Genomic DNA, 24,299 nt, shown 5'->3' with positions numbered 1-24,299 from the left:
GATCTACTCTTTAGACTGGGTAACTGGCCTCATAAGACCGGCGAGAGGGTGTGTGAGTGAGCGTCGACAGAAATGAAGACGTATCCAATGCCGGGAATGGTGGGTTGGTTTAGTCAAAAAATCTTTAAGAATCAAGAAGCCGCGCCGGTATTCGCCGACACGGCTTTGTGATTTGAGAAGATTTCAGCCTATTTCTCGGGGATCAGGCCCCTTGGACTGAATCTGAGAACAATCAAAAGCACCAGCCCCATGGTAAACAGGCGCATATGCGCGGCGCTTTCGATCAGGTGCGCTTTCAGTGCGCTGCCGTCCGGCAGGCCAGAGGTGATCAGGTTCATGATCCATAGACCCATCGGCTCGACCTGAACCCACAGGAACCAGATCAGGAACGCGCCGAGAACCGCGCCAAAGTTGTTGCCCGAGCCGCCTACGATCACCATGACCCAGACGAGGAAGGTAAAGCGCAACGGCTGGTAGGCGCTGGGGGTCAACTGCCCGTCCAGCGTGGTCATCATCGCACCAGCGATCCCGCAAATGGCCGAGCCCAGAACAAACACCTGCAAATGGCGGCGGGTGACATCCTTGCCCATCGCCTCGGCAGCCACTTCGTTGTCGCGGATCGCGCGCATCATGCGACCCCAGGGGCTGTGCAGCGCCTTTTGCGCCATCCACAGCAGCACCAGCAGAACGATCAGGAACAGCAGCGAGTATCCCAGCTTGACGGACAACGTCGAGGCAGTTACCGGGTCCAGCCCCAGCCATTCCGCACGCGCGATGAATCCGGGATCCTGTTGCAGGTCGATCTCATACCCGACCACGGGGGCGGGGCGAGGCAGGCCGTAGACGTTCTTGACGCCGCGGGCCAGCCAATCCTCGTTCTTGAGGACCGCAATGATGATCTCGGCGATACCAAGCGTGGCAATGGCCAGATAGTCGGACCGCAGACCCAAAGCCGTTTTCCCGATCAGCCAGGCCGCGCCCGCCGCCAGCAGCCCGCCCGCAGGCCAGGCCAGAAGAACCGGCAGGTTCAGGCCGCCAAGGTTGCCCGCAATCGCAGGATCGATGGCCTCGACCCCCGCAACGCTGGGGTCAAACACCGCGCGATAGATGAAAAAACCAGCCACAAGGATACCGAGGATGGACAGGTTGCGCACATTGCCCTTGGGCAGTTTCTGCGCCGCCATAACAGCCGCAACAACGGTCGCCGCACCCAACAGCAAAGCAAGCACAATGCCATACCCGCCAGAGGACCACGCCCCGGGCGTCGGCGGCGTAGATACCAGCACAACAGCCAGACCGCCCAGCGCGACAAAGCCCATGACGCCAACGTTGAACAGGCCCGCAAAGCCCCATTGCAAGTTCACCCCAATCGACATGATGGCCGAGATCAGCCCCATGTTCAGGATCAGAATCGCCGCGTTCCAGCTTTGCGTGAAACCGGTCATCAGGATCAGCCCGCCGACCACGGCAAACAGAAGCGTGTTTTTGGTTGCTTCGCTCATACCGCTTTCCCTTTGAACAGGCCCGTGGGCTTAAAAAGCAAGACGATCAGCAGGATCACAAAGCTGACGGCAAATTTGTAATCGGTGGACAGGAACTGCACCAAACCCGACGGTGCCAGCGTCTCTGGCGCGAGATAGGTCAGGACCTTTTTCCAGGCGTAAGTAATCGTCACCTCGGAAAATGCGATTATGAAGCCACCGGCAATTGCGCCCAGCGGGTTGCCCAGCCCGCCGACAATGGCCGAGGCAAAGATCGGCAGAAGAAGCTGGAAATAGACGAAGGGCTTGAAGCTCTTATCCAGCCCGTAAAGCACCCCGGCGGTTGTCGCCAGTGCCGCCACGATGATCCAGGTGATCATCACAACGCGCTCGGGGTTGATACCGGACAGAAGGGCCAGATCTTCGTTATCCGAATAGGCCCGCATCGACTTGCCCGTGCGCGTCTTGTTCAGAAACCAGAACAGCAAAGCTACCGCAACGACGGCTACAACAACGGTAATCGCTTGGGATGTGCGGATCGCCAGACCCTCACTCAGCCCGGTCATCGACTTGAAATCCCGCGCGGAAATCAGAAACCGCGCGCCGTCGGAAAACCTCTGATCGTCGGGTCCGATAACAAAGCGAACCAACCCGTTCATGATGAACATTACGCCCATCGACACGATGACAAGGATCACCGGCTTGGCCTTTTGCTCGCGATAGAACCGATAGACCAGCCGATCCGTGATCAGAACCAGAACAATACAGCCTAGGATCGCAAAGGGCAGCGCCAGCAGAGCGGTCGGCAGCGGCCCAAAGCTGACACCGGCAGCCTGCAGGCCCCAGGTTACCAGCACGGCGATCATCGCGCCAAAGGCCATCGTATCGCCATGGGCGAAGTTGGAAAACCGCAGGATGCCGTAGATCAGAGTGACGCCCAGCGCCCCCAGCGCAAGTTGGCTCCCATAGGCAATCGCAGGAACGATCACAAAATTCGCAAGCGCAACAAGCGCGTTCAGTAAATCCATCAGTTCTTCTCACTGTCCGAGTGCAGCCTTATGGCATGCCCTGCCTGCCGGGCACAATATTTTGCGCCCGTTTTTGGGCCGTAAATTACAGTTCCAGTGAGAAAATTGTACGATCCGTCAGCTTATCGGATCATCACAAGCACCATGGTCCTGGGTGGCGTGCGGACCCTTGATTGTCAGGTCATAGCTCAGGTTGTCGAAATCAACCACAAAGGTGATCACTTCCCGCTCCATCAGGTGTAGAAATGTCAACGACCCGATGCCCGATAGGATGGTCGCTTCGCCCCGGATGGCGTCGGTCACGATATAGCCCTTGTTGGTGCCACCCGAACGGGCGAGGGTCACCGAGCTGCCGTCTTTGTCCGACACGCAATTGACGACAAAATCCGCGCCGTCCAGTGGGCCTGCATTCTGGGCCGAGGCCAGCTGGGGGATCAGCAGCGAAAGGGTCAAGGCGATCATCTTCTTCATCGGTCACATTTCCAACTTTTGGGCGGTCTACGGGGCGCTGGTATTCACGCCACCTACCGCCTGGTCTTAGGTCTGATGAGATCAGGTTTGGCGTCGAATCCAAACACGGATCACATCAATAGACCTAAGCCAGAAAGTCGGTCGGGAAACGGTGTTACATCCGTTCTCACCGTCAGTTGAGTCGCGGTGAATATTCCGTGTAATGAAGAATTATATCACATTGATATTTAACGGTTAATTTTACTCAACCGTGCCAAGATCAAACTTGCCCTTCCGTGCACGTCCCTTTGTCATTTGCCGAGTGTTCCCCATTGATCGACAAATCATAGGTCATGTCGGAAAAGTTCACGACATAGGTCAGAACCTGCGTTTCCTGCATCGACAGGAAAGTAACACTGCCAACACCTTTCAACACCTGGGCGTCAAAGGCCACAGTGTCGCCAGCGATGTCGATGGTCGAAATCGTGCCCGCGCTGCCTTCCGACGCGCTGTTGAGGACAAATTCAGTTCCGTCCAGATTTGAAACGCACGAAAAAACATGCTCCTCTGCTGCGGCACCCGACGCCACCAATGCGAACAGCGTCGCCATCATCCATTTTGTCATTTTTGTTGTTTCCTGTCGTTCTTCATTGATGTTGTGCGCACGCCAATCCGAGCAGCGCGATGTCAGGCGCAGATGGAACTGGAGCATCAGCACGCACGCGATAGGAGAATATTCTGACCGGAATGCATCCTTAAGCGGGCAATCTTTGGATTGAATGGCAGCTACATCGAACCGTCGTGATGCTGATTAGATGTGTAATAACATAAGCTTACAATGCATCTTTGAAAGGCGACCTCTAACGCCGAGCATCTTCGCCGCAAAACCGCCTTATTTTGGCGCGGAATCACTCAATCCTCCGCGCGCAAGGATACCGGAGTCAGCCGCCCAGAAAACTCTTACGCACTTCCGGGTCTGCCAGCAGTTCCTTTCCGGTGCCGGAATAGGCATTGCGGCCCTGTACCAGCACATATCCCTTGTCCGCAATCTCCAGCGCCTGACGGGCGTTCTGCTCGACCATCAGGATCGGCAACCCGGTGCGCGATACCTCGATAATCCGGTCGAACAACTCATCCATCACGATGGGCGAGACACCGGCGGTGGGTTCATCCAGCATCAGCACTTTCGGTTGCGTCATCAGCGCGCGGCCCACGGCAACTTGCTGGCGTTGACCGCCGGACAGTTCGCCGGCGGCCTGGTTGCGCTTGTCGCGCAGAATAGGGAACAGATCATAGACCTGCTCCATCGTTTGGCTGATGTCATCTCGACGAATGAAAGCCCCCATCTCAAGGTTCTCTTCCACCGTCATCGAGGTAAAAATATTCTGGGTTTGCGGCACAAAGCCCATCCCCTTGTTCACCCGGTCTTGCGGGGACAATGACGTAATATCTTCTCCGTCCAGCCGAACAGAACCAGCGCGCACGTCCAGCATCCCAAACACGGCCTTCATCGCCGTGGATTTACCGGCCCCGTTCGGGCCAACGATCACCGCAATCTCGCCCTTGTCCACGGCGATGGTGCAGTCATGCAGAATATCCGGCCCCTTGCCATAACCGCCGGTCATGGTGTCCCCGATCAGAAACGGCTCAGCCATTCACAGGATCCTTCTTCATCTGGCTAAAAATATCTCGGGGGTCATGGGGGCAGAGCCCCCAATCAAACAATTCAAGCGCGCCGCAGGCGCACATCTGGATCACTCCATTCACGCGCCTGCCTCCAGTTTGTCTTTGTTTTTCAACCCGGTCCCCAGATAGGCCTCGATCACATGCTCATTGGCCTTGATCTCATCCAAGGTCCCCTCGGCCAAAACCTTGCCTTCGGCCATGCAGATGACCGGATCACAAATCTTGCCGATGAAATCCATGTCATGCTCGATGACCACAAAGGTATAGCCGCGTTCCTTATTGAGGCGTAGAATTGTGTCGGCGATAGTCATCAGCAGGGTGCGGTTCACGCCTGCACCAACCTCGTCCAGAAACACGATCTTGGCGTCAACCATCATGGTGCGTCCAAGCTCCAGCAGTTTCTTCTGCCCGCCCGATACCTGACCGGCCTTGTGGTCGGCCAGATGTTCGATGGTCAGAAACTCTAAAACCTCATCCGCCTTGGCCTTCAGCGCGCGTTCTTCATCCGCGATCCGCTTGCGTCCGAACCAGGTGTTCCACAGCGATTCCCCGGCCTGCGCGCCCGGCACCATCATCAGATTCTCGCGACAGGTCATCGAGGAAAACTCATGCGCGATCTGGAACGTGCGCAGCAAACCCTTGTGGAACAGATCATGCGGGGGCAGGCCGGTAATGTTCTCGCCATCCATGAACACGCGGCCAGACGTCGGTGGCAGAACACCCGCAATCACGTTAAACAGCGTGGTTTTTCCGGCACCGTTCGGGCCGATCAGCCCGGTGATCGAACCCTTCTGGATTTCCAGCGATGCCCCATCCACCGCGTGAAACCCGCCGAAATGCTTGTGCACGTCCTCGACGACGATCATCTTTTCCCCTAGCCGCCGTTTTCGGCGTTCTTATCCCATCCTCGAACCCGAGGTGCGGCCTTTTTTCATTGAAACAGCCCGGACACAAGGCCCGGGCTGCTTTGTTTTATGACGCTTAGCGCAGGATCAACGGAAGTTGACGGTCTTGTTCTCGCCGTCGGTCACTTCGATCTCACGATACGAGCCCGCGCTTTCGCCGGGGCCGATCAGTTCAACACCCGAAGCGCCGACATAATCGATGTCCTGACCCGCAGCGATCAGCTCCAGACCCTTGACCAGCTCACCCGGATAGATCTTCTCACCCGGCGCGTTCGCGACGTCCATCACCTTGGCACCGTAATCCGCCGGGTTGGTGGACCCTGCGGCCTGCATCGCCAGCATGAACAGCGCGGCGGCGTCATAGGATTCAGGCGAATACGGCGACGAGCCGTCAAAGCCCGCAGCTTCTGCCATGGCAAAGTATTTCTCGGCGCCTTCACCACCCGAACCGGCGATCTGCCCGAACGAGCCGTTCAGGTCGGGGCCAACATTTGCAGGCAGCGAGTCACCGATCATGCCACCAGGCAGACCGAACGTGTCAAACGCGCCGCTGTCCAGCGCCGACTGAATGATACCCAGACCGCCCTGATCCAGATAGCCAGCAACAACCAGAATGTCGCCACCGGCCGAGGCCAGCGCGCCCACTTCGGCCGAGTAGTCGGCTTTGCCGTCTTCATGCGCGGCCACGATGGTCACTTCACCCCCCGACGCCTCGAACGAGGACTGGATCGCATCCGCCAGGCCCTTGCCGTAGTCGTTGTTGGTGTAGGTCAAGGCGATCGAGCTGATGCCGCGGTCATTCAGAATGTCCGCCATCACCTGACCTTCACGCGCATCCGACGGCGCGGTGCGGAAGAACAGGCCGTTGTCTTCCATGGTCGACAGGCCGGGCGACGTGGCCGAAGGCGAGATCATGACCATACCGTTCGGAATCGCCACGTTCTGCAGGATCGCGCCGGTCACGCCCGAGCAGTCACCGCCGATGATGCCGGCAACGCCATCCGCGATCATGCGCTCACCATTCGAGGTGGCCAGACCGTTGTCGATACAGCCGGTATCGGCGCGGGTGCCAACAACTGTCTTGCCGTCCAGCAGTTTGCCCGACTCGCTGACCTCGGCAATCGCCATTTCCGCGCCCGATCCCATGGCCGGTGCCAGAGATTCGATGGGGCCGGTGAAACCGAACAGAATGCCCAGCTTTACATCCTCGGCCATGGCGGTGCCCGCCAGCAGAGCGGTTGCTGCAGTTGCTGTAAGCAGCTTTTTCATAAGGTTACTCCCTGATGTCGTAGTCTAACTGGGCACGACCCTAGGCAAGCTATCGGGAAAAGAAAAGTCTTATAGAGGTCCTGCTTTTTGACAAAGCGCACCTATCTGTTTGACGTATTGGCTTGCCCTGACGACTGAACCCCAACTGATGGAGGTCACATATGATCCGGCTTTTCGCGTTTTTCGTTCTGATCTGGTCCGGCGGTGTGGCTTATGCCCAGACATTGCAGACAGCCGACGGCCCGGTTCGGGCCACAAAGATGCTGGGCGGGCTGGATACGCCCTGGGCGCTGGGTCTTCTGCCCGACGGCAGCTATCTGGTGACCGAGCGGGACGGCGCGCTGATCCATGTGTCTGAAGGCGAGGCCCGGTATGTGTCGGGTGTGCCAAGAGTGGCTGCCTCGGGGCAGGGCGGTTTGCTGGATGTCACCATTCCCCGTGACTTCAACCGCAGCCGCGAGATTTTTCTGACCTTCTCCAAACCGCAATCTGGCGGCGCGGGCACCGCACTGGCCGTTGCGCGCCTTTCCGAGCGCGGGGACAAACTGACCAATGTCAGGGTCGTTTTCGAGGCCAAACCGGGCGGCTCTGGCGGTCGCCATTTCGGCTCGCGCGTGGTCGAGGCGCAGGACGGGACCCTGTTCATTACCATCGGAGACCGGGGCGACCGGCCTTCGGCGCAGGACACCAGCACTCATATGGGGTCGGTCATTCGGATCAACCGCGATGGTTCGGTTCCTGCGGACAATCCGTTTGTCGGGCAATCCGGTGTGCGACCAGAAATCTGGTCCTATGGCCACAGAAACCCGCAAGGGGCCGGTCTGGATGCGCGCGGAACATTATGGGTGTCCGAACACGGCGCGCGCGGCGGGGATGAGGTCAATTTGGTGCAACCGGGCAAGAATTACGGGTGGCCCGTGATCTCGTACGGCACCCATTATTCCGGTCAGAAAATCGGAGAGGGGACGTCAAAACCGGGTTTGGAGCAACCGGCGCTGTATTGGGACCCCTCAATCGCGCCCTCGGGCCTGCTGGTTTATTCCGGTGACATGTTCCCGCAATGGAAAGGCGACATTTTCGTAGGTTCGCTCAAGTTCGACTACATCGCACGCCTGTCCGGCTCACCCTTGCGCGAGGTGGAACAGATCAAAGGCCCGGAAACCGAACGCGTCCGCGACATTGTTCAAGGACCGGACGGATCGATCTGGTTCATTTCTGTCGGGCAGGGCGCTGTTTACAGGCTTACACCCGGCTAATCAGATCGACAACCGCCCACTTTGTGATCCGCGCTCGCGGTATGGCGTCGTATTGTAGTGCGCCCGGTAGCATTTCGAGAAATGACTGGGTGAGGCAAAGCCGCAGGCCAAGGCCACGTTGATAACACTCATATCGGTCTGCATCAGCAGGTTACGCGCTTTGTGAAGGCGCAACTCCATGTAATACCGCTTGGGAGACCGGCTCAGATACCGGCGGAACAGGCGTTCCAGCTGGCGGGTTGACATGCCGACATCTTTGGCAAGGATCGAGGGCGAAATCGGCTCTTCGGTGTTTTTCTCCATCATCAGGATAACCTGGCTCAGCTTTGGGTGCCGCACCCCGATCCGGGTCGGGGTGGACAGGCGCTGGGTGTCCTGATCGGTGCGGATCGAGGAATAGATCATCTGATCCGCCACCGCGTTGGCCAGTTCCTCGCCGTAATCATCCGCAATAAGCTTCAGCATCAGATCGATCGAGGATGTACCGCCCGCCGTTGTCATGCGGTTGCCGTCCACGATGAACACGGATTTGGTCAATTCGACCGCGTCGAATTCTTCTGAAAAGCTGTCGGCGTTTTCCCAGTGGATCGTCGCCCGCTTGTCATCCAGCAATCCGGCCTTGGCCAGCGTATAGGCGGCGGTGCAAAGACCGCCAATCTTCAGACCCTTGCGCGCCTCGCGCCGCAGCCAGTTCAGAACCTTCTTGGTGGTCGAAGCTTGAACGTCCACCCCGCCGCACACCAGGATCAAATCGTCGCGATGTAGCTCTTCAAGGTCCGAATCGAGCTTGAATGTTGTTCCGGCGGAACACGACACCAGTTCGCCGCCTTCGCCGACCAGCGACCAGCTATAGATCTCGCGCCCGGCCATGCGGTTGGCAATGCGCAGGCTGTCCAGCGCAGACGCAAACGACAAAAGCGAGAACTTGTCCAGCAAAATGAATACGAAATTGACAGGCTTATCCGACCCGCCGTCCACTGTGACAACTTGGCGTTGCTCTTGCATGGCTGTTGTTTCCCCGAATCCACGACGGTTGACCCCCCGTCGCGTGTGATTTGCCAGACACCATGCTCAAAGCTTGTTTCCGGCGTCAAGAGGCGCAAATGGGATATGGTCACTCTGCAATGCATTTTGTATAGAAGCGACCTGAACACTTCAGCGGAGATCAAAGCTATGACCGAATGGCAAAAATCGAACTGGCGCAACAAGCCCCGGGTTCAGATGCCAGACTATACCGACGCGGCCGCGCTGGCCAAAGTCGAGGCTCAGCTTTCGCAGTATCCCCCGCTGGTCTTTGCGGGCGAAGCGCGGCGTCTCAAGCAACATCTGGGTGCCGCCGGTCGCGGCGAGGCCTTCCTGCTGCAGGGCGGGGATTGCGCTGAAAGCTTTGAACAATTCAGCGCGGATGCGATCCGTGACACGTTCAAGGTGATGCTGCAGATGGCGATGGTTCTGACCTATGGTGCCAAGGTGCCAGTGGTCAAGGTGGGCCGCATGGCAGGCCAGTTTGCCAAACCGCGCAGCGCGCCGACCGAAGTTGTGGATGGCGTGGAACTGCCCAGCTACCGCGGCGACATCATCAATGAACTGGCGTTCACCCCTGAGGCGCGGATTCCGAATCCGGCCAAGATGCTTCAGGCCTACACGCAGGCGGCGGCGACGCTGAACCTGTTGCGCGCCTTCTCGACCGGCGGTTTCGCGGATATGAGCCGCGTTCACTCGTGGACCCTTGGGTTCACGGATGAGCAGGACGTGCAGAAATACTCCGAGATTGCCGACCGCATTCAGGACACCATCGACTTCATGGATGCAGCGGGGATCACGGCGGATACCACGCATGAATTCTCGACCGTTGAATTCTACACCAGCCACGAAGGTCTGCTGCTGGAATATGAAGAGGCGCTGACGCGTCTGGATTCCACGTCGGGCAACTGGCTGGCTGGATCGGGTCACATGATCTGGATCGGCGACCGCACCCGTCAACCTGACGGTGCCCATGTGGAATTCTGCCGGGGCGTTCAGAACCCGATCGGTTTGAAATGTGGCCCAACCACAACTGCCGAAGACCTCAAGGTTCTGATGGCCAAGCTGAACCCCGAAAACGAAGAGGGTCGCCTGACCCTGATCGCCCGTTTCGGGGCCGGCAAGGCGGGCGAGCATCTGCCGCGTCTGGTCAAGACCGTGAAAGAAGAAGGGGCCAATGTCACCTGGGTCTGCGACCCGATGCATGGCAACACGATCAAGTCGGCCACGGGCTATAAGACGCGTCCGTTCGATTCCGTCCTGCGCGAGGTGCGCGACTTTTTTGGCGTGCATCAGGCCGAGGGCACCATTCCCGGCGGTGTGCATTTCGAGATGACCGGTCTGGATGTGACCGAATGCACCGGCGGCGTCCGCGCCGTGACCGAAGAGGACCTGTCCGACCGCTACCACACCGCGTGCGACCCGCGCCTGAACGCGTCGCAGTCGCTGGAACTGGCCTTCCTGGTGGCAGAAGAACTGACCAACCTGCGCCGGAACGGCTCGAAACGCGCCGCAGGCTGAACAGGGCAGATATGAATGCGAAACGGCAGGCCAATGGCTCGCCGTTTTTCGTTAGTCGTCTCTGGAAACAACCAGCCGCAGATGGCTTGCCGCCGGTTTGAATCCGGCCTGATCTTCGGCAAAGCCTGCGGATTCTCTGGCCGCAGGTGCCGCTGGGGTCTGCAACTCGGACACCGGCTTGATACGCTGGTCCGAGATCGTGAAGCGGCGCGGAGTAGGGCCGATAGTGCCATCGCAAAGCATGACGCCCATGATCCGGCTGACATCGCCCAGATCGCTTTTCAACGGCAACAGGATCAAACGGGCCTGCAGGCGGGCGCGACCGAACCCTCCGCCGGACACAAGCCCCATCTCGGCCGTTGCGGGGGCCGAAAACACCTGTTCCAGCGTGTCTTTGACCTTGGGCCGGGAATCAGCTTCGAAAAAGGCGGTGAACGGCATACCGCGCACTTCCATACCGGCAAGCTGGTTCAGATGTGTGCCCGCCAGCCGGAACCGGGCCAGACCGGGCGCGATGCGTTCCAGAATGAACGTGTATTGCAGAACGTTTTCTAATCCACGCGGGTCAATCTGCGACCGCATGGGCACACCGTCTTCCGAAAGCAACGCGGTCCAATACGCCTCGGCCTGACGGATCGGCGAAAGAGAGCGTCCACTGTCAAAGCGATCCATTGCGACGATCTTTCCAAATTCTGAGCCGGAGCCAGTCCCGAAAAAGGTTTTCATTACCATCACCCTACCGTCAATTGATCGCAATTTTCTAAAATGCAGTGCATCGGGGGCATTCGCGGCCCGACAGCCTGTGCTACGGCCAAATTGACACGGGTTAATACAATTTTGGAGGAATTCTTTAACGAATGGTTAACTTCTGCGGATGAATTGCGTGTTGAGCAAACTCTTGCTCTGGACCAGCCAATGGCATTAGGTGCGGCAGACAAGAAAAAGACGTGTGGGACAGAAAGGGCAGTCATGATCAGATCCATGACCGGGTTCGCCTCGGGGACGGGGGAGTTTGGCCCGCATAGCTGGAGTTGGGAGCTGCGTAGCGTCAACGGTAAGGGCCTGGACATGCGCATCCGTGTGCCGGACTGGCTGACCGGGCTTGAGGCTGCGCTGCGCGCCACCCTGTCCAAATCGCTGAGCCGGGGCAACGTGACCCTGTCGATGCGCCTCAGCCGGGATGAATCGCAACCCGATCTGGCCCTGAACGCAACCGCAATGGCTGCGGCGCTGGACGCCTTGCAGCAGACGCAAGAGATGGCTCAGGCCAAGGGGATTGCCTTAGCCCCATCCACGGCGACCGATTTACTGGCCCTGAAGGGGATGATGGACGCAGGCACCGAAGCCGATGATCCCGCGCCTCTGGTTGCGCATCTGACATCCGAGTTTGCGCCCCTGTTGGCGGCTTTCATCGACATGCGCCGGACCGAGGGGGAGGCGCTGGCCCAGATCCTGCGCGCTCAACTGGATCAGGTTGAAGCCCTGACAACGCAGGCTGCCGATCTGGCCGAACAGCGCAAGGACAAGATGGCAGACGCGCTGCGCGACAACCTTGCGCGGGTGCTGGACAATGCGCAGGGTGCCGACCCGGATCGGGTGGCGCAGGAACTGGCGCTGATCGCGGTGAAGGCCGACATCACGGAAGAGATTGACCGCCTGACCGCACATGTCGCCGCCGCGCGCGATCTGTTGGCGCAGGACGGGGCCGTGGGGCGGAAACTGGATTTCCTGATGCAGGAGTTCAATCGCGAGACCAATACCCTATGCTCCAAGGCGCAAAGCGCGGAACTGACGTCGGTCGGGCTGGAACTCAAGGCCGTGATCGATCAGATGCGCGAGCAGGTGCAGAATGTTGAATGAAAATAGGAAGAACTGAAATGGCAGATCGCCGCGGGCTACTTATCATCCTGTCTTCGCCATCAGGCGCGGGCAAATCCACTTTGGCCCGCCGGCTAATGGCCTGGGACACCGGCCTTGAATTCTCGATCTCGGCCACAACCCGCGCCCCGCGTCCGGGCGAAGAACACGGGCGCGAATATTATTTTCAGACCGAGGATGAGTTCAAACAGCAGGTCGCCAATGGCCAGATGCTGGAACATGCGCATGTGTTCGGTAATTTCTATGGCTCTCCCGCTGGCCCGGTGCGCGAGTCGATCGATGCGGGCAAGGACGTGCTGTTCGACGTGGATTGGCAGGGCGAGGTTCAGATCCGTAATTCGGACCTTGGAAAACACGCGTTGTCGATCTTCATCCTGCCGCCCTCGATCCCCGAACTGCGCCGCCGTCTGGAAGGCCGGGGTCAGGACAGCGAAGATGTGATCGCCAAGCGGATGCTGAAAAGCTGGGATGAGATCAGCCACTGGGGCTATTACGACTATGTTCTGGTCAATGATGATCTGGACGCGACCGAGGAAAAGCTGAAAACCATCGTCAGCGCCGAACGGATGCGCCGCATTCAACAGCCGAAACTTCAAGACCACGTCCGCACATTGCAAAACGAATTCGAGGCCCTGTCATGACCATTTATGCTCTGGGTGATCACGCACCCGAAATCCATGAAGACACCTGGGTCGCGCCGGATGCAAATCTCATCGGCAAGGTCGTTCTGGAAGAAGGCGCCTCGGTCTGGTTCGGCTGCACGATCCGGGCCGATCATGAAGAGATTCGGGTGGGCGCAGGCAGCAACGTTCAGGAAAACTGTGTCATGCATATCGATGCGGGTTATCCGCTGACCATCGGGGCGAACTGCACCATTGGTCACAAGGTCATGCTGCATGGCTGCACCATCGGTGAAAACACTCTGATCGGTATGGGCGCGATTGTTCTGAACGGGGCAAAGATCGGGAAGAATTGTCTGATCGGGGCAGGGGCCCTGATTACCGAGAACAAGGAAATCCCGGACAATTCGCTGGTCATGGGATCACCGGGCAAAGTTGTGCGCCAGTTGGATGATGCCTCGGCCCAGCGGATCACGTTCAGCGCGCTGCACTATCAGCAGAACATGCGCAAATTTCGCGAAACCATGAGGCCTGTGTCCTGACAGATCGGGACAAGTACGGAATCAGCCGATGTCAGAAGACCTGCTTACGGAAATAGTGTCGGCCATTCCGATGCCTGCGCTGATGGTAGATCAGACCGAGCGCATCATCGCCGCAAATACCGATGCCCGCACGCTGCTGGGGCAAAATATGCAAGGTCGGCATTTCGCGACCATCCTGCGCCAACCGCAGGTGATCGACGCGATGGAGCAGAGCCTGCGCAGCAAAGGGCCCAGCAAAACCCGACATCTGTCCAATGACGGCGCGCAGGACACCACGTTCGAAGTTCAGTGCCGCTATATGAACGGTGTCGGTGCCGTCTCGGGCGGGGCGGTTCTGGCCATCTTTCAGGACATTACCCATCTGGAACAGGCCAGCCAGATGCGCCGTGACTTCGTCGCAAATGTCAGCCACGAATTGCGCACGCCCCTGACCGCGCTGATGGGCTTTATTGAAACCCTGCGCGGCCCCGCGCGCGAGGACGCGGCGGCGCGGGATCGGTTTCTTCAGATCATGACGGATGAGGCGAACCGGATGAACCGGCTTGTTGGCGATCTTCTGTCGCTCAACCGTGTGGAAAGCGAAGAGAGGGTGCGCCCCAAAGAACAGCTGGAACTGACGGGGCTTTTGCAATCGACGCTGAATTCGCTGAAACCCTTGGCCGAGGATGCCAGTGTCGTCCTGAATTTGAACGCGCCGCAGGACCCAGTGCCTTTGATCGGCGACAGCGACCAGTTGCGGCAAGTGTTCACGAACCTGATCGAGAACGCCATCAAATATGGCGGCAGCGGCGGCAGTGTCGAAGTGCGCATTGTCCCGTCCGAGCGTGACACAGCCATGCGCGGCCCGGCGGTTCGGGTTCAGATCGTGGATAAAGGCCCGGGCATCGATGCGGTGCACCTGCCGCGCCTGACCGAGCGATTCTATCGCGCCGACAGCCACCGCTCGCGTCAATTGGGTGGAACCGGGTTGGGGTTGGCGATTGTAAAGCACATCGTCAATCGCCACAGGGGGCGGTTGCGCGTGGAAAGCGATCTGGGCAAGGGATCGGTCTTTACTGTTATTTTACCACGGTAATGACTGGGTCCGTGGTTGAACCCGTCGGTATGTAAACGGCGCATGGCAGCTTTGCGTCACGTCACTCAGTTTTCATAACGACTGTCATAAAGCTGTTACATAGCTGTCACAAAAGGCTTACGCACCTCACTTAAACGTGCCCGCAAGATCATCATGGGGGTGATCAAGTTCTACTTTTCAGGGAGACTGAAATGTCCTTTGTAAAACTGTCGGCATCTGCGCTGGCAATCGCTGCCGTCTCGGCAACCACTGCTGCAGCTCGTGACAACGTACAGGTTGCCGGTTCGTCGACCGTTCTGCCTTATGCCTCGATCGTTGCTGAACTGTTTGGTGAAAACACCGATTTCCCGACACCTGTTGTCGAATCGGGTGGTTCTTCGGCGGGTCTGAAGCGTTTCTGTGAGGGCGTTGGCGAAAACACCATCGACGTTGCAAACGCATCGCGCGCCATCCGCGAAAAAGAAATCAAAGCCTGTGCCGAAAACGGCGTGACCGACATCATGGAAGTCCGCATCGGCTATGACGGCATCGTTTTTGCCAGCCAACAGTCTGGCCCTGCCTTCACCGCGTTTGAGCCCGCAGACATCTTTAATGCCCTGGGCGCGAAGGTCCTGAAAGACGGCGAGATCGTCGACAACCCCTACAACACCTGGGCCGAGTTCAACGGCGACCTGCCTGACGTTGAAATCGCCGGTTTCATTCCGGGCACCAAGCACGGCACCCGTGAAGTGTTCGAAGAAAAAGTTCTGCTGATCGGCTGTGAAGCAACCGGTGCAATGGAAGCCATGGTTGCAGGCGGCATGAGCGAAGATGACGCCGAAGATGCATGTCTGGACGTGCGCACCGATGGCAAGTCGGTCGACATCGACGGTGACTACACCGAAACCCTGGCCCGTATCGACACCAACCCGAACGGCATTGGCGTGTTTGGTCTGGCGTTCTACGAGAACAACACCGACAAGCTGAAAGTTGCGACCATGTCCGGTATCGCACCGTCGACCGAGACCATCTCGACCGGTGAATACCCCGTGTCGCGTCCGCTGTTCTTCTACGTCAAGAAAGCCCATATCGGCGTGATCCCCGGCCTGAAAGAATACGCTCAGTTCTTCACCGCTGACGAAATCGCTGGCCCGTCGAGCCCGCTGGCCAACTATGGTCTGGTTGCTGACCCTGAGCTGTCCAAAACTCAGGAAGCAATTGCCAACGAAGTCACCATGGGTTCGGGCAGCTAAGCCCCCTTCGATATGATTTGCGGGGGGCGGCATTCTGTGCCGCCCCCATGTTTCTTTTCTTCCCGATCAAGACCTGTGGGGGCGTTATGCCGATAGTTTGGCTTTTTCTGATTGTCTTGGCGATTGCGGCAGTCGGTTATGTGTTGGGGCGGTCTCGCGCCTTGCAAAGCGCCGGGGGCGACAGTCGGGAACTGCATTCCCTTCCGTCCTTTTATGGTGCCAATGTCGCGCTGAAGGTGGTCATACCTGCCTTTGGGTTGTTGATCGTGTGGCTGCTGGCGCAGCCGTTATTCGTGAACTCTCAGATCTCGGGGATGATCCCGGACTCGGCCATTCAGGAAGGCTCGTCGCGCGGGCTGGTCATGGCCGAAGTGCGCCGTACCGCTTCGGGGCTGGATGCCGCTATCACTCAGGGTCAGTTGGATGAGGCTGTCGCCCAAAACCCAAGCGCGGACGTCGCCGACATCACGCAACTTTTGAAAGACGCCGGGCAGGTTGTGACATCGACCATCACGCAACCGGTTCTTCAAGCCGCGCAGCGCTATCGCGTGATGAATGCAAGCGGCTATTTGGTGATGACGATCGCTGTGATCCTTGTTGCTCTGGCAGGCGCAGCCGTCAGCCTGGTGCAAACCAATGCCAGCTATCGCGCGCGAAATGTGGTTGAGCAGGGCGTCCGCGTTTTGCTACTGGCCGCCGCGTCCATCGCCATCCTGACAACCGTTGGCATCGTTCTGTCGTTGGTCTTCAACACGTGGGAATTCTTCCGACTATACCCTGCCTCTGATTTCTTTTTTGGCACCACCTGGGCGCCCAGCTTTTCGGGCCGGGGTGGCGCGTCGGATCTTGGCATCCTGCCGCTGCTGTGGGGCACGCTGTATATCTCGGTCGTTGCCTTGCTGGTGGCGGTGCCGATTGGCCTGTTCGCTGCGATTTACCTCAGCGAATATGCCTCGCCCGCCGTTCGTTCGATTGCCAAGCCGCTGCTCGAAGTTCTGGCTGGTATCCCGACCATCGTCTACGGCCTGTTCGCCCTGCTGACCGTTGGCCCGATGCTGCTGGGTGTCTTCGGCGATGAAGGTTTGGGCTGGATGAAAGCCGGTACGGCTGTGATGACCGCCGGTCTGGTCATGGGCATCATGCTGATCCCGTTTGTCTCATCCCTGTCCGACGACATCATCAACGCTGTGCCACAAGCGATGCGCGACGGGTCATATGGGTTGGGTGCCACGCAGTCCGAGACCATTCGTCAGGTGGTTCTGCCTGCCGCGTTGCCGGGGATCGTTGGTGCCATCCTGCTGGCAGCCTCGCGCGCCATTGGTGAGACCATGATCGTGGTTCTGGGGGCAGGGGCCGCAGCGCGGCTTAGCCTGAACCCCTTTGAGGCGATGACAACCGTCACCGCGAAAATCGTAAGCCAGCTGACCGGTGATGCAGATTTTGCCTCGCCCGAAGCGCTGGTTGCCTTTGCGCTTGGCATGACACTGTTCGTTGTCACGCTGGGCCTGAACGTCTTTGCCCTTTACATCGTGCGCAAGTACCGGGAGCAGTACGAATGACCGACGCAAGCATGCAAACCTCTGAGCCGCGTCGCAAATCTGTGTCGCTCACGGCGTCAGACGCACATACCCGCAAACGTGCCAATGCCGAAAAACGCTTTCGCGCCTATGGGATCGTGGCCATTGCCACCGGCCTGTTCTTTCTGCTCGTCCTGTTCGCCTCGATCCTGTCCGAAGGGATCCCGGCCTTTACCCGGACCGTTGTCAGCGTGGAATTCACACTGACCGAGCAGGAACAGGAAGAAGCCGAAAGCACCTTGTTCAAGACCAAGGCCTATTCTGACCTGTTCATCGCGGCCTTGAACAAAGAGCTGGATGAAAGCGGACTTGAGGTCGATTTCGACGAGGCCGCGATTGAGCGTCTTCTGGGTAAAGTCGGCGGAACCATTCGGACGTTCTATGCGGACAACCCGGATCAGTTGGGCCAACCGGTTGAGTTTGATCTGGCAGCGTCCAGCCGGGTGGACGGATACTACAAGGGCCGAGTGTCGCGCGACAGCATTCAGGACAGCCGCTTCCTTCAGAAAAGCGACCTGGATCTGGTGGATGCGCTGGAAGAGGCCGGGATCATCAAGCAGGTCTTCAACTGGCCCTTCATCACCGGCGCAGACTCGGGCGTGGACAACCCCGGCGGTGCTGGTATCGGCGCCTCGGTCGTGGGTTCGTTCTTCATGATGCTGGTCGTTCTGGGCCTGTCCCTGCCGATTGGTGTGGCGGCATCGATCTATCTGGAAGAATTCGCGCCGCAGAACAAGTTTACCGATCTGATCGAGGTAAATATCTCGAACCTCGCCGCTGTTCCGTCGATTGTGTTCGGTATCCTCGGTCTGGCTGTGTTCATCCAGTTCATGCACCTGCCGCAATCGGCCCCGCTGGTCGGTGGTCTGGTGCTGACGCTGATGACATTGCCGACGATCATTATCTCGACCCGCGCGTCGCTGAAGGCGGTTCCTCCGTCGATCCGTGACGCGGCGCTTGGGGTAGGGGCCTCGAAAATGCAGGCGGTGTTCCACCACGTTCTGCCGCTGGCTGCACCCGGCATCCTGACCGGAACCATCATCGGTTTGGCGCAGGCTTTGGGGGAAACCGCCCCGCTGCTGCTGATCGGGATGGTGGGCTTTGTGGCCCGTGGCTACCCCGACGGCTTCCTTGCCGGGTTTACCGAGGCAAACTCGGCCATGCCCGCCCAGATCTACACCTGGGCCGCCCGCGCCGATGTGGGTTTCTACGAAAAGGCCTGGGGCGGGATCATCATTCTGCTGATGTTCCTGCTGACCATGAACATCATTGCAATCATCCTGCGCCGCCGCTTTGAACGCCGCTGGTAAAAAGGGGCTATACTATGAACGACATGTCGCGAGTGGAGAGACAAGTGGACACCAATGAAATCAAGCTGGAGTGCCGGGACTGCCAAGTCTACTACGGCGACACCCACGCCATCAAAGATGTGAATGTCGATATCGAAGACAAAACCGTCACCGCGTTCATCGGCCCGTCGGGCTGCGGTAAGTCCACCTTTCTGCGCTGCCTGAACCGGATGAACGACACAATCGACGTGGCGCGCGTTAAGGGTAGTTTCAAACTGGATGGCGAAGACATCTATGACAAACGCGTCGATCCGGTGCAGCTGCGCGCCAAGGTCGGCATGGTGTTCCAGAAACCGAACCCGTTTCCCAAGTCGATCTATGATAACGTAGCCTATGGTCCGCGCATCCACGGTTTGGCCAAGAACAAGGCGGAACTGGATGAGATCGTTGAGAAATCCCTGCGCCGCGGTGCGATCTGGGATGAGGTCAAAGACCGTCTCGATGCCCCGGGCACCGGCCTGTCGGGTGGTCAGCAGCAGCGCCTGTGCATCGCCCGCGCCGTAGCGACTGAGCCGGAAGTTCTGTTGATGGACGAGCCATGCTCGGCGCTGGACCCCATTGCGACCGCGCAAGTCGAGGAACTGATCGACGAACTGCGCGCGCAGTATTCGGTGGTGATCGTCACCCATTCGATGCAGCAGGCCGCGCGCGTCAGCCAGAAAACCGCGTTCTTCCATCTGGGCAATCTGGTCGAGTTCGGAGAAACCGGTCAGATCTTCACCAACCCCGTAGATCCGCGCACGGAAAGCTACATCACAGGCCGCATCGGCTGAGCACAGGTATTCAGATATGACCGATATGAGCGAACAACATATTGCATCTGCTTTCGATCGTGACCTTGAGGCCATCCAGGCGCATATCATGAAGATGGGCGGCCTGGTCGAAGCCGCCATCATGAGCGCCGCCCGCTCGCTTGAATCCCGCGACGTGGAATTGGCGCAGGAAGTGCGGCAGGGTGACAAGGCCATCGACGCGCTGGAAGAGGTGATCGATGAGGAAACCGCCCGCCTGATCGCGCTGCGCGCGCCGACAGCCAGCGACCTGCGTCTGGTTCTTTCAGTGCTGAAAGTATCCGGCAACCTCGAACGAATCGGTGACTATGCCAAGAACATCGCCAAGCGTACCACGGTTCTGGTCGATGCAGGCGAGGTCAACGGCAGTGCCGCCGCCCTGCGCCGCATGGCGCGCGAAGTCGAACGGATGCTGCGCGACGCCCTGGACGCCTATATCCAGCGCGATGCCGAACTGGCGACCGACGTCATTAACCGCGATGAAGATGTCGACCAGATGTATAACGGCCTGTTCCGCGAGTTCCTGACCTATATGGCCGAGGACCCGCGCAACATCTCGGCCTGTATGCACCTGCATTTCATCGCCAAGAATATTGAACGGATGGGCGATCACGTTACCTCGATTGCCGAGCAGGTGGTCTATCTGGTCACGGGTGAACGCCCGGCCGAAGCGCGGCCCAAGGCCGACACCACGTCGCAAACCGTCTAGGAGACGCAGAAGATGTCCGCAGATCAGCCAACTGTCCTGGTTGTCGAGGATGAACTCGCCCAGCGTGAAGTGCTGGCATATAACCTCGAGGCCGAAGGGTTTCGGGTTTCCAAAGCCGCCAGCGGTGACGAAGCATTGCTTCTGGTGGATGAAGACAGCCCCGACATCATCGTTCTGGACTGGATGATGCCCAATCTCAGCGGGATCGAGGTTTGTCGGCGGTTGAAAACCCGGCCTGATACCCGCTCGATCCCGATCATCATGCTGTCGGCGCGCTCGGAAGAGGTCGACAAGGTGCGCGGCCTTGAAACGGGCGCAGACGACTATGTTGTCAAACCTTATTCGGTTGTCGAACTGATGGCCCGCGTGCGCACCCAATTGCGGCGCGTGCGTCCGGCGACCGTGGGCATCCTGTTGGAGTTCGACGACATTGTTCTTGATTCCGAGACGCATAAGGTCAGCCGCGACAGCAAGCCGCTGAAACTGGGCCCGACCGAGTTCAGGCTGCTGAGTACCTTCATGGAAAAACCGGGACGCGTCTGGAGCCGCGAGCAACTGCTGGATCGGGTCTGGGGCCGCGACATCTATGTCGATACGCGGACCGTCGATGTTCATATCGGTCGGCTGCGCAAGGCATTGACCCAACATGGCGGTGAAGACCCTGTGCGCACTGTGCGCGGCGCCGGTTACGCTTTGGGATAACACATCAAGGGCAGGGACCTCGGACACCGGTTTCCTGCCCATGACAATTGCTTGTGGACACGTGCCAAACTCTTGCTGTTTTTTGCGGCAGACCCACGTTAGGGTGCAGCAAATCTGATCAAGCGGAGAAGCACAATGAACGCGCCTCAAACGAAACCGACCTTGCGTGCAAAAGATGCGCCGGATCTGGGTAAATTTTCGTGGGAAGACCCGTTTCGCCTGTCTGACCAACTGCAAGAAGACGAACGGATGATCACCGACAGCGCCCGGGCCTATGCTCAGGAAAAGCTGCTGCCGCGCGTGACTGCCGCTTTCCAGACCGAAGAAACCGATCCTGAGATCTTCCGTGAGATGGGTGAGATGGGCCTGCTGGGCACCACGATCCCGGAGGAATACGGCGGTTTGGGCGGCAACTACGTGTCCTACGGCCTTGTCGCGCGCGAGATTGAGCGTGTGGATTCCGGCTATCGCTCGATGATGTCAGTGCAAAGCTCGCTGGTCATGTATCCGATCTATGCCTACGGCAGCGAAGAACAGCGTCAAAAATACCTGCCGAAACTGGCTTCTGGCGAATGGATCGGTTGTTTTGGCCTGACCGAAGCGGACGCAGGCTCGGATCCCGCAGGCATGAAAACGCGGGCCGAGAAAATCGATGGTGGTTATCGGTTGACCGGCAGCAAAATGTGGATCTCAAACGCTCCGATTGCGGATGTATTCGTGGTCTGGGCCAAGTCCGATGCCCATGACGGCAAAATTCGCGGGTTTGTTCTGGACAAAGGGTTGAAAGGCCTGAGCGCGCCGAAGATTCAAAACAAACTAAGCCTGCGCGCGTCGATCACCGGTGAAATCGTTCTGGACGGCGTTGAAGTGGGCGAGGGCGCGTTGTTGCCGCATGTTCAGGGCCTGAAAGGTCCGTTCGGCTGTCTGAACCGCGCCCGCTATGGCATCAGCTGGGGCGTCATGGGGGCTGCGGAACACTGCTGGCACGCAGCGCGTCAATATGGGCTGGACCGTAAGCAGTTCGACAAGCCGCTTGCACAGACCCAACTGTTCCAGCGCAAACTGGCGGATATGCAGACCGAGATCGCCTTGGGCCTGCAGGCCAGCTTGCGTGTCGGTCGTTTGTTGGACCAGGCCGAGGCCGCGCCCGAGATGGTGTCGATTGTGAAACGCAACAACTGCGGCAAGGCGCTGGACATTGCACGCATGGCCCGTGACATGCACGGCGGCAACGGCATCTCGCTGGAGTTCCACGTGATCCGCCATATGGTCAATCTGGAGACCGTGAATACATACGAAGGCACGCATGATGTGCATGCGCTGATACTGGGGCGTGCTCAGACGGGGTTGCAGGCGTTTTATTAAGTCTTGCACCAATCCCAAATCTGCCGCCAACCGTGCGATTGGCGGCAGTGGGAGCAGTGTTTAGATAATCGTATAATCAGTATTATGTAAAGTTAGGTGATTTGAAAACACTGCAAAACCCGACGCTTAGCGCACATATCTGAACCACACCGGAAACGCCCTATGGATATAAATGGAAAAACAGTTGTTGTAACCGGCGCCGCTGGCGGCATTGGCAAAGGTCTGGCCGAGCGGTTTGCGCAGGACGGTGCAACGGTCGTGTGTTCGGACATTGATCTTGCAGCCGCGCAAACCGTTGCCTCTGGTATCGGCGGCCATGCCTATCCCTGTGATGTGTCCAGCGAAGCGCAAATCAAAGTTCTGATCGATCATGTAGAAAGCGAGATCGCGCCGATAGATCTATTCTGTGCAAATGCTGGCATCCTGACGCTTGGCGGCCCGGATATTCCGGATGACGACTGGAACAGGATCTGGACCATCAACGTTATGTCTCATGTCTGGATGGCGCGCCATCTGGTGCCGCGCATGATCGAACGTGGCAACGGGTATGTGCTGATAACGGCCTCGGCGGCCGGACTTTTGAACCAACCGGGCGCTGCGCCATATGGCGTGACGAAACACGCAGCCGTAGGATTTGCCGAATGGTTGTCCTTGACCTATGGCCACAAAGGCCTGGGCGTATCGGTCCTGTGCCCTCAGGCCGTGCGGTCCGAGATGACGCGCGGGCACGAGGCTTCGGTCGCCGCCATAGACGGGATGCTGGAACCCGAAGACGTCGCAAACGCCTGTGTCGAGGCCATTCGCGCCGAACAGTTTCTTGTTCTGCCACACCCTCAGGTTCTGGATTACATCCGCCTCAAATCCGCCGACTATGATCGTTGGCTGGGCGGAATGCGGAAGTTAAATCAACAGTTTGTGGAAGATAACTAAACCCTCGACTGTGGTTTGCGCATCAAACCTTCCTGCGCGACCGAGGCGACCAGAACGCCGTCCTGCGAATAGATCGAGCCGCGATTGAACGAACGTCCCTGCCCTGACCACGGTGAATCCATCGCGTAAAGATGCCAGTTCTCGAAACGCACCGGCGCATGAAACCACATTGTATGATCAAGGCTTGCGCCGTTCACCTGTCCGGTGAACCAGCTTAGCCCATGCGGGCGCATTCCCGAACTCAGCAGACCCATATCCGAGGCATATGCCAGCAACAGGTGCTGTGTTCGGGCATCAGCGGTTGCGGCGGCCCCCATGCGGAACCAGATCTGGTTGCGGTCATCTGCCACCGCCGGATTGAACGGGTCCAGATGCCCAACCTCTCGCACCTCGATAGGACGTTCGCGCATCAGTTCCTTGCGAAGCCTCTCGGGAACGCGGTCCAGGTATTTGCCCCGAAGCTCGGCTCGGGACGGATAGGTTTCTGGCCCGTTCAGAGCGGGCATCGCATGCTGATGTTCCCATCCTTCATCCTGAACATGAAACGAAGCCGACATGTTCAAAATTTGCCGCCCATGCTGAACCGCAACAACCCGACAAGTTGTAAAAGAGCCTCCATCCCGCGCTCTATCCACTTGATAAATAACAGGGATCGACGGATCGCCGGGACGAATGAAATAGGCGTGCAAAGAGTGGCAAAGCCGATCCTCAACCGTTCGATAGGCTGCGGCCAGGGCCTGGGCGATCACCTGCCCGCCAAAGATGCGGGTCGGGGTTTCGCCGCCAGACCCGGTGCCCCGGAACAGATCAACCTCAAGCCGTTCAATATCCAGAAGGTCAAGAAGAATACGTTCGGCTTCGGTCATGGTCCTGTCTCCGGAAGTGATCGTGCTTTGGGTATCAGCCGGTA

24 protein-coding genes are annotated in these 24,299 nt (G+C 58.5%); 14 read left to right on the top strand and 10 right to left on the bottom strand.

Going from position 1 to position 24,299, the window contains the following annotated elements; genetic code table 11:
* Nucleotides 1-188 precede the first annotated feature (188 nt).
* The 7 genes from ACR0KX_RS07640 to ACR0KX_RS07610 all read right to left on the bottom strand — a co-directional run bounded on the left by ACR0KX_RS07640 (nt 189) and on the right by ACR0KX_RS07610 (nt 6,819).
* Nucleotides 189-1,502: a branched-chain amino acid ABC transporter permease gene (locus ACR0KX_RS07640; RefSeq protein WP_170450638.1), complete on the bottom strand. Its 1,314-nt coding sequence runs from the start codon at nt 1,500-1,502 to the stop codon at nt 189-191.
* Nucleotides 1,499-2,509: a branched-chain amino acid ABC transporter permease gene (locus tag ACR0KX_RS07635; RefSeq protein WP_170450640.1), complete on the bottom strand. Its 1,011-nt coding sequence runs from the start codon at nt 2,507-2,509 to the stop codon at nt 1,499-1,501. Before ACR0KX_RS07635 ends, ACR0KX_RS07640 begins: the two co-directional genes overlap by 4 nt.
* A 117-nt stretch (nt 2,510-2,626) precedes the next feature.
* On the bottom strand, nt 2,627-2,980 hold the full coding sequence (locus tag ACR0KX_RS07630) for a hypothetical protein (RefSeq protein WP_480708204.1): 354 nt from the start codon (nt 2,978-2,980) through the stop codon (nt 2,627-2,629).
* 259 nt (nt 2,981-3,239) lie between these two features.
* Nucleotides 3,240-3,584 (bottom strand): hypothetical protein, encoded by a 345-nt coding sequence (locus tag ACR0KX_RS07625; protein ID WP_170450644.1) that lies wholly within the window; start codon nt 3,582-3,584, stop codon nt 3,240-3,242.
* Nucleotides 3,585-3,900: 316 nt separating this feature from the next.
* Entirely contained in the window at nt 3,901-4,614 is a 714-nt protein-coding gene (locus ACR0KX_RS07620; RefSeq protein ID WP_170518649.1) for an ABC transporter ATP-binding protein, read from the bottom strand.
* Between the two features lie 108 nt (nt 4,615-4,722).
* The gene (locus ACR0KX_RS07615) at nt 4,723-5,511 is read right to left on the bottom strand and encodes an ABC transporter ATP-binding protein (RefSeq protein WP_170450648.1); all 789 of its coding nucleotides are present in this window, start codon (nt 5,509-5,511) and stop codon (nt 4,723-4,725) included.
* 126 nt (nt 5,512-5,637) lie between these two features.
* On the bottom strand, nt 5,638-6,819 hold the full coding sequence (locus ACR0KX_RS07610) for an ABC transporter substrate-binding protein (RefSeq protein WP_170450650.1): 1,182 nt from the start codon (nt 6,817-6,819) through the stop codon (nt 5,638-5,640).
* 161 nt (nt 6,820-6,980) lie between these two features.
* Between ACR0KX_RS07610 and ACR0KX_RS07605 the strand changes: the two genes are divergently transcribed.
* Nucleotides 6,981-8,075 carry a PQQ-dependent sugar dehydrogenase gene (locus ACR0KX_RS07605; protein ID WP_170621814.1) on the top strand — a complete coding sequence of 365 codons (1,095 nt, stop codon included), beginning with the start codon at nt 6,981-6,983 and terminating at the stop codon, nt 8,073-8,075.
* Here the strand turns inward: ACR0KX_RS07605 and ACR0KX_RS07600 are convergent, their stop codons facing one another.
* A complete protein-coding gene (locus ACR0KX_RS07600) occupies nt 8,076-9,080 on the bottom strand; it encodes a GlxA family transcriptional regulator (RefSeq protein WP_170450653.1) in 1,005 nt (334 codons plus the stop codon). It lies immediately after the preceding gene.
* A gap of 168 nt (nt 9,081-9,248) precedes the next feature.
* Here ACR0KX_RS07600 and ACR0KX_RS07595 point away from each other — a divergent pair, with 168 nt between their 5' ends.
* Complete coding sequence (locus tag ACR0KX_RS07595) at nt 9,249-10,619, top strand: class II 3-deoxy-7-phosphoheptulonate synthase (protein ID WP_170621813.1); 1,371 nt, start codon at nt 9,249-9,251, stop codon at nt 10,617-10,619.
* Nucleotides 10,620-10,670: 51 nt separating this feature from the next.
* On the opposite strand, the gene ACR0KX_RS07590 is transcribed toward ACR0KX_RS07595, so the two are convergent.
* Entirely contained in the window at nt 10,671-11,291 is a 621-nt protein-coding gene (locus tag ACR0KX_RS07590; protein ID WP_170450657.1) for a PAS domain-containing protein, read from the bottom strand.
* A 297-nt stretch (nt 11,292-11,588) separates the two neighbouring features.
* On the opposite strand from ACR0KX_RS07590, the gene ACR0KX_RS07585 reads away from it, so the two are divergent.
* The 12 genes from ACR0KX_RS07585 (at nt 11,589) to ACR0KX_RS07530 (ending at nt 23,389) form a co-directional block, all read left to right on the top strand.
* Nucleotides 11,589-12,479: a YicC/YloC family endoribonuclease gene (locus ACR0KX_RS07585; protein WP_170621811.1), complete on the top strand. Its 891-nt coding sequence runs from the start codon at nt 11,589-11,591 to the stop codon at nt 12,477-12,479.
* A gap of 17 nt (nt 12,480-12,496) precedes the next feature.
* The gene (gmk, locus tag ACR0KX_RS07580) at nt 12,497-13,138 is read left to right on the top strand and encodes a guanylate kinase (RefSeq protein WP_170450661.1); all 642 of its coding nucleotides are present in this window, start codon (nt 12,497-12,499) and stop codon (nt 13,136-13,138) included.
* Complete coding sequence (locus ACR0KX_RS07575; protein ID WP_170450663.1) at nt 13,135-13,659, top strand: gamma carbonic anhydrase family protein; 525 nt, start codon at nt 13,135-13,137, stop codon at nt 13,657-13,659. Before gmk ends, ACR0KX_RS07575 begins: the two co-directional genes overlap by 4 nt.
* A gap of 28 nt (nt 13,660-13,687) precedes the next feature.
* A complete protein-coding gene (locus tag ACR0KX_RS07570; protein ID WP_170621810.1) occupies nt 13,688-14,734 on the top strand; it encodes an ATP-binding protein in 1,047 nt (348 codons plus the stop codon).
* 191 nt (nt 14,735-14,925) lie between these two features.
* Nucleotides 14,926-15,966: a substrate-binding domain-containing protein gene (locus tag ACR0KX_RS07565; protein WP_170518623.1), complete on the top strand. Its 1,041-nt coding sequence runs from the start codon at nt 14,926-14,928 to the stop codon at nt 15,964-15,966.
* 86 nt (nt 15,967-16,052) lie between these two features.
* The gene (gene pstC, locus ACR0KX_RS07560) at nt 16,053-17,525 is read left to right on the top strand and encodes a phosphate ABC transporter permease subunit PstC (RefSeq protein WP_480708199.1); all 1,473 of its coding nucleotides are present in this window, start codon (nt 16,053-16,055) and stop codon (nt 17,523-17,525) included.
* Nucleotides 17,522-18,853, top strand: a complete 1,332-nt coding sequence (gene pstA, locus ACR0KX_RS07555; RefSeq protein WP_170450671.1) for a phosphate ABC transporter permease PstA — start codon at nt 17,522-17,524, stop codon at nt 18,851-18,853. Before pstC ends, pstA begins: the two co-directional genes overlap by 4 nt.
* 23 nt (nt 18,854-18,876) lie before the next feature.
* Nucleotides 18,877-19,665 (top strand): phosphate ABC transporter ATP-binding protein PstB, encoded by a 789-nt coding sequence (gene pstB, locus ACR0KX_RS07550; RefSeq protein ID WP_480582213.1) that lies wholly within the window; start codon nt 18,877-18,879, stop codon nt 19,663-19,665.
* 25 nt (nt 19,666-19,690) lie between these two features.
* Entirely contained in the window at nt 19,691-20,392 is a 702-nt protein-coding gene (phoU, locus tag ACR0KX_RS07545; protein WP_170450675.1) for a phosphate signaling complex protein PhoU, read from the top strand.
* Nucleotides 20,393-20,404: 12 nt separating this feature from the next.
* Nucleotides 20,405-21,094, top strand: coding sequence for a phosphate regulon transcriptional regulator PhoB (gene phoB / locus ACR0KX_RS07540; RefSeq protein WP_170450676.1), 690 nt, complete (start codon nt 20,405-20,407; stop codon nt 21,092-21,094).
* Between the two features lie 135 nt (nt 21,095-21,229).
* On the top strand, nt 21,230-22,459 hold the full coding sequence (locus tag ACR0KX_RS07535) for an acyl-CoA dehydrogenase (protein ID WP_170518620.1): 1,230 nt from the start codon (nt 21,230-21,232) through the stop codon (nt 22,457-22,459).
* A gap of 162 nt (nt 22,460-22,621) precedes the next feature.
* Nucleotides 22,622-23,389, top strand: coding sequence for an SDR family oxidoreductase (locus ACR0KX_RS07530; RefSeq protein WP_170621808.1), 768 nt, complete (start codon nt 22,622-22,624; stop codon nt 23,387-23,389).
* Here ACR0KX_RS07530 and ACR0KX_RS07525 read toward each other — a convergent pair.
* A complete protein-coding gene (locus ACR0KX_RS07525; RefSeq protein ID WP_480708196.1) occupies nt 23,386-24,255 on the bottom strand; it encodes an acyl-CoA thioesterase in 870 nt (289 codons plus the stop codon). The genes ACR0KX_RS07530 and ACR0KX_RS07525 overlap by 4 nt on opposite strands.
* Nucleotides 24,256-24,299: the final 44 nt, after the last annotated feature.

It is taken from the genome of Ruegeria sp. BG5, from assembly GCF_056538425.1.
This window is presented reverse-complemented; position numbering and strand designations above follow the sequence as displayed.

Coding starts and splice junctions, on each gene's coding strand:
- ACR0KX_RS07640 (WP_170450638.1), bottom strand. CDS start 1,502: ATGAGCGAAGCAACCAAAAACACGCTTCTGTTTGCCGTGGTCGGCGGG.
- ACR0KX_RS07635 (WP_170450640.1), bottom strand. CDS start 2,509: ATGGATTTACTGAACGCGCTTGTTGCGCTTGCGAATTTTGTGATCGTT.
- ACR0KX_RS07630 (WP_480708204.1), bottom strand. CDS start 2,980: ATGAAGAAGATGATCGCCTTGACCCTTTCGCTGCTGATCCCCCAGCTG.
- ACR0KX_RS07625 (WP_170450644.1), bottom strand. CDS start 3,584: ATGACAAAATGGATGATGGCGACGCTGTTCGCATTGGTGGCGTCGGGT.
- ACR0KX_RS07620 (WP_170518649.1), bottom strand. CDS start 4,614: ATGGCTGAGCCGTTTCTGATCGGGGACACCATGACCGGCGGTTATGGC.
- ACR0KX_RS07615 (WP_170450648.1), bottom strand. CDS start 5,511: ATGATCGTCGTCGAGGACGTGCACAAGCATTTCGGCGGGTTTCACGCG.
- ACR0KX_RS07610 (WP_170450650.1), bottom strand. CDS start 6,819: ATGAAAAAGCTGCTTACAGCAACTGCAGCAACCGCTCTGCTGGCGGGC.
- ACR0KX_RS07605 (WP_170621814.1), top strand. CDS start 6,981: ATGATCCGGCTTTTCGCGTTTTTCGTTCTGATCTGGTCCGGCGGTGTG.
- ACR0KX_RS07600 (WP_170450653.1), bottom strand. CDS start 9,080: ATGCAAGAGCAACGCCAAGTTGTCACAGTGGACGGCGGGTCGGATAAG.
- ACR0KX_RS07595 (WP_170621813.1), top strand. CDS start 9,249: ATGACCGAATGGCAAAAATCGAACTGGCGCAACAAGCCCCGGGTTCAG.
- ACR0KX_RS07590 (WP_170450657.1), bottom strand. CDS start 11,291: ATGGATCGCTTTGACAGTGGACGCTCTCTTTCGCCGATCCGTCAGGCC.
- ACR0KX_RS07585 (WP_170621811.1), top strand. CDS start 11,589: ATGATCAGATCCATGACCGGGTTCGCCTCGGGGACGGGGGAGTTTGGC.
- gmk (WP_170450661.1), top strand. CDS start 12,497: ATGGCAGATCGCCGCGGGCTACTTATCATCCTGTCTTCGCCATCAGGC.
- ACR0KX_RS07575 (WP_170450663.1), top strand. CDS start 13,135: ATGACCATTTATGCTCTGGGTGATCACGCACCCGAAATCCATGAAGAC.
- ACR0KX_RS07570 (WP_170621810.1), top strand. CDS start 13,688: ATGTCAGAAGACCTGCTTACGGAAATAGTGTCGGCCATTCCGATGCCT.
- ACR0KX_RS07565 (WP_170518623.1), top strand. CDS start 14,926: ATGTCCTTTGTAAAACTGTCGGCATCTGCGCTGGCAATCGCTGCCGTC.
- pstC (WP_480708199.1), top strand. CDS start 16,053: ATGCCGATAGTTTGGCTTTTTCTGATTGTCTTGGCGATTGCGGCAGTC.
- pstA (WP_170450671.1), top strand. CDS start 17,522: ATGACCGACGCAAGCATGCAAACCTCTGAGCCGCGTCGCAAATCTGTG.
- pstB (WP_480582213.1), top strand. CDS start 18,877: ATGTCGCGAGTGGAGAGACAAGTGGACACCAATGAAATCAAGCTGGAG.
- phoU (WP_170450675.1), top strand. CDS start 19,691: ATGAGCGAACAACATATTGCATCTGCTTTCGATCGTGACCTTGAGGCC.
- phoB (WP_170450676.1), top strand. CDS start 20,405: ATGTCCGCAGATCAGCCAACTGTCCTGGTTGTCGAGGATGAACTCGCC.
- ACR0KX_RS07535 (WP_170518620.1), top strand. CDS start 21,230: ATGAACGCGCCTCAAACGAAACCGACCTTGCGTGCAAAAGATGCGCCG.
- ACR0KX_RS07530 (WP_170621808.1), top strand. CDS start 22,622: ATGGATATAAATGGAAAAACAGTTGTTGTAACCGGCGCCGCTGGCGGC.
- ACR0KX_RS07525 (WP_480708196.1), bottom strand. CDS start 24,255: ATGACCGAAGCCGAACGTATTCTTCTTGACCTTCTGGATATTGAACGG.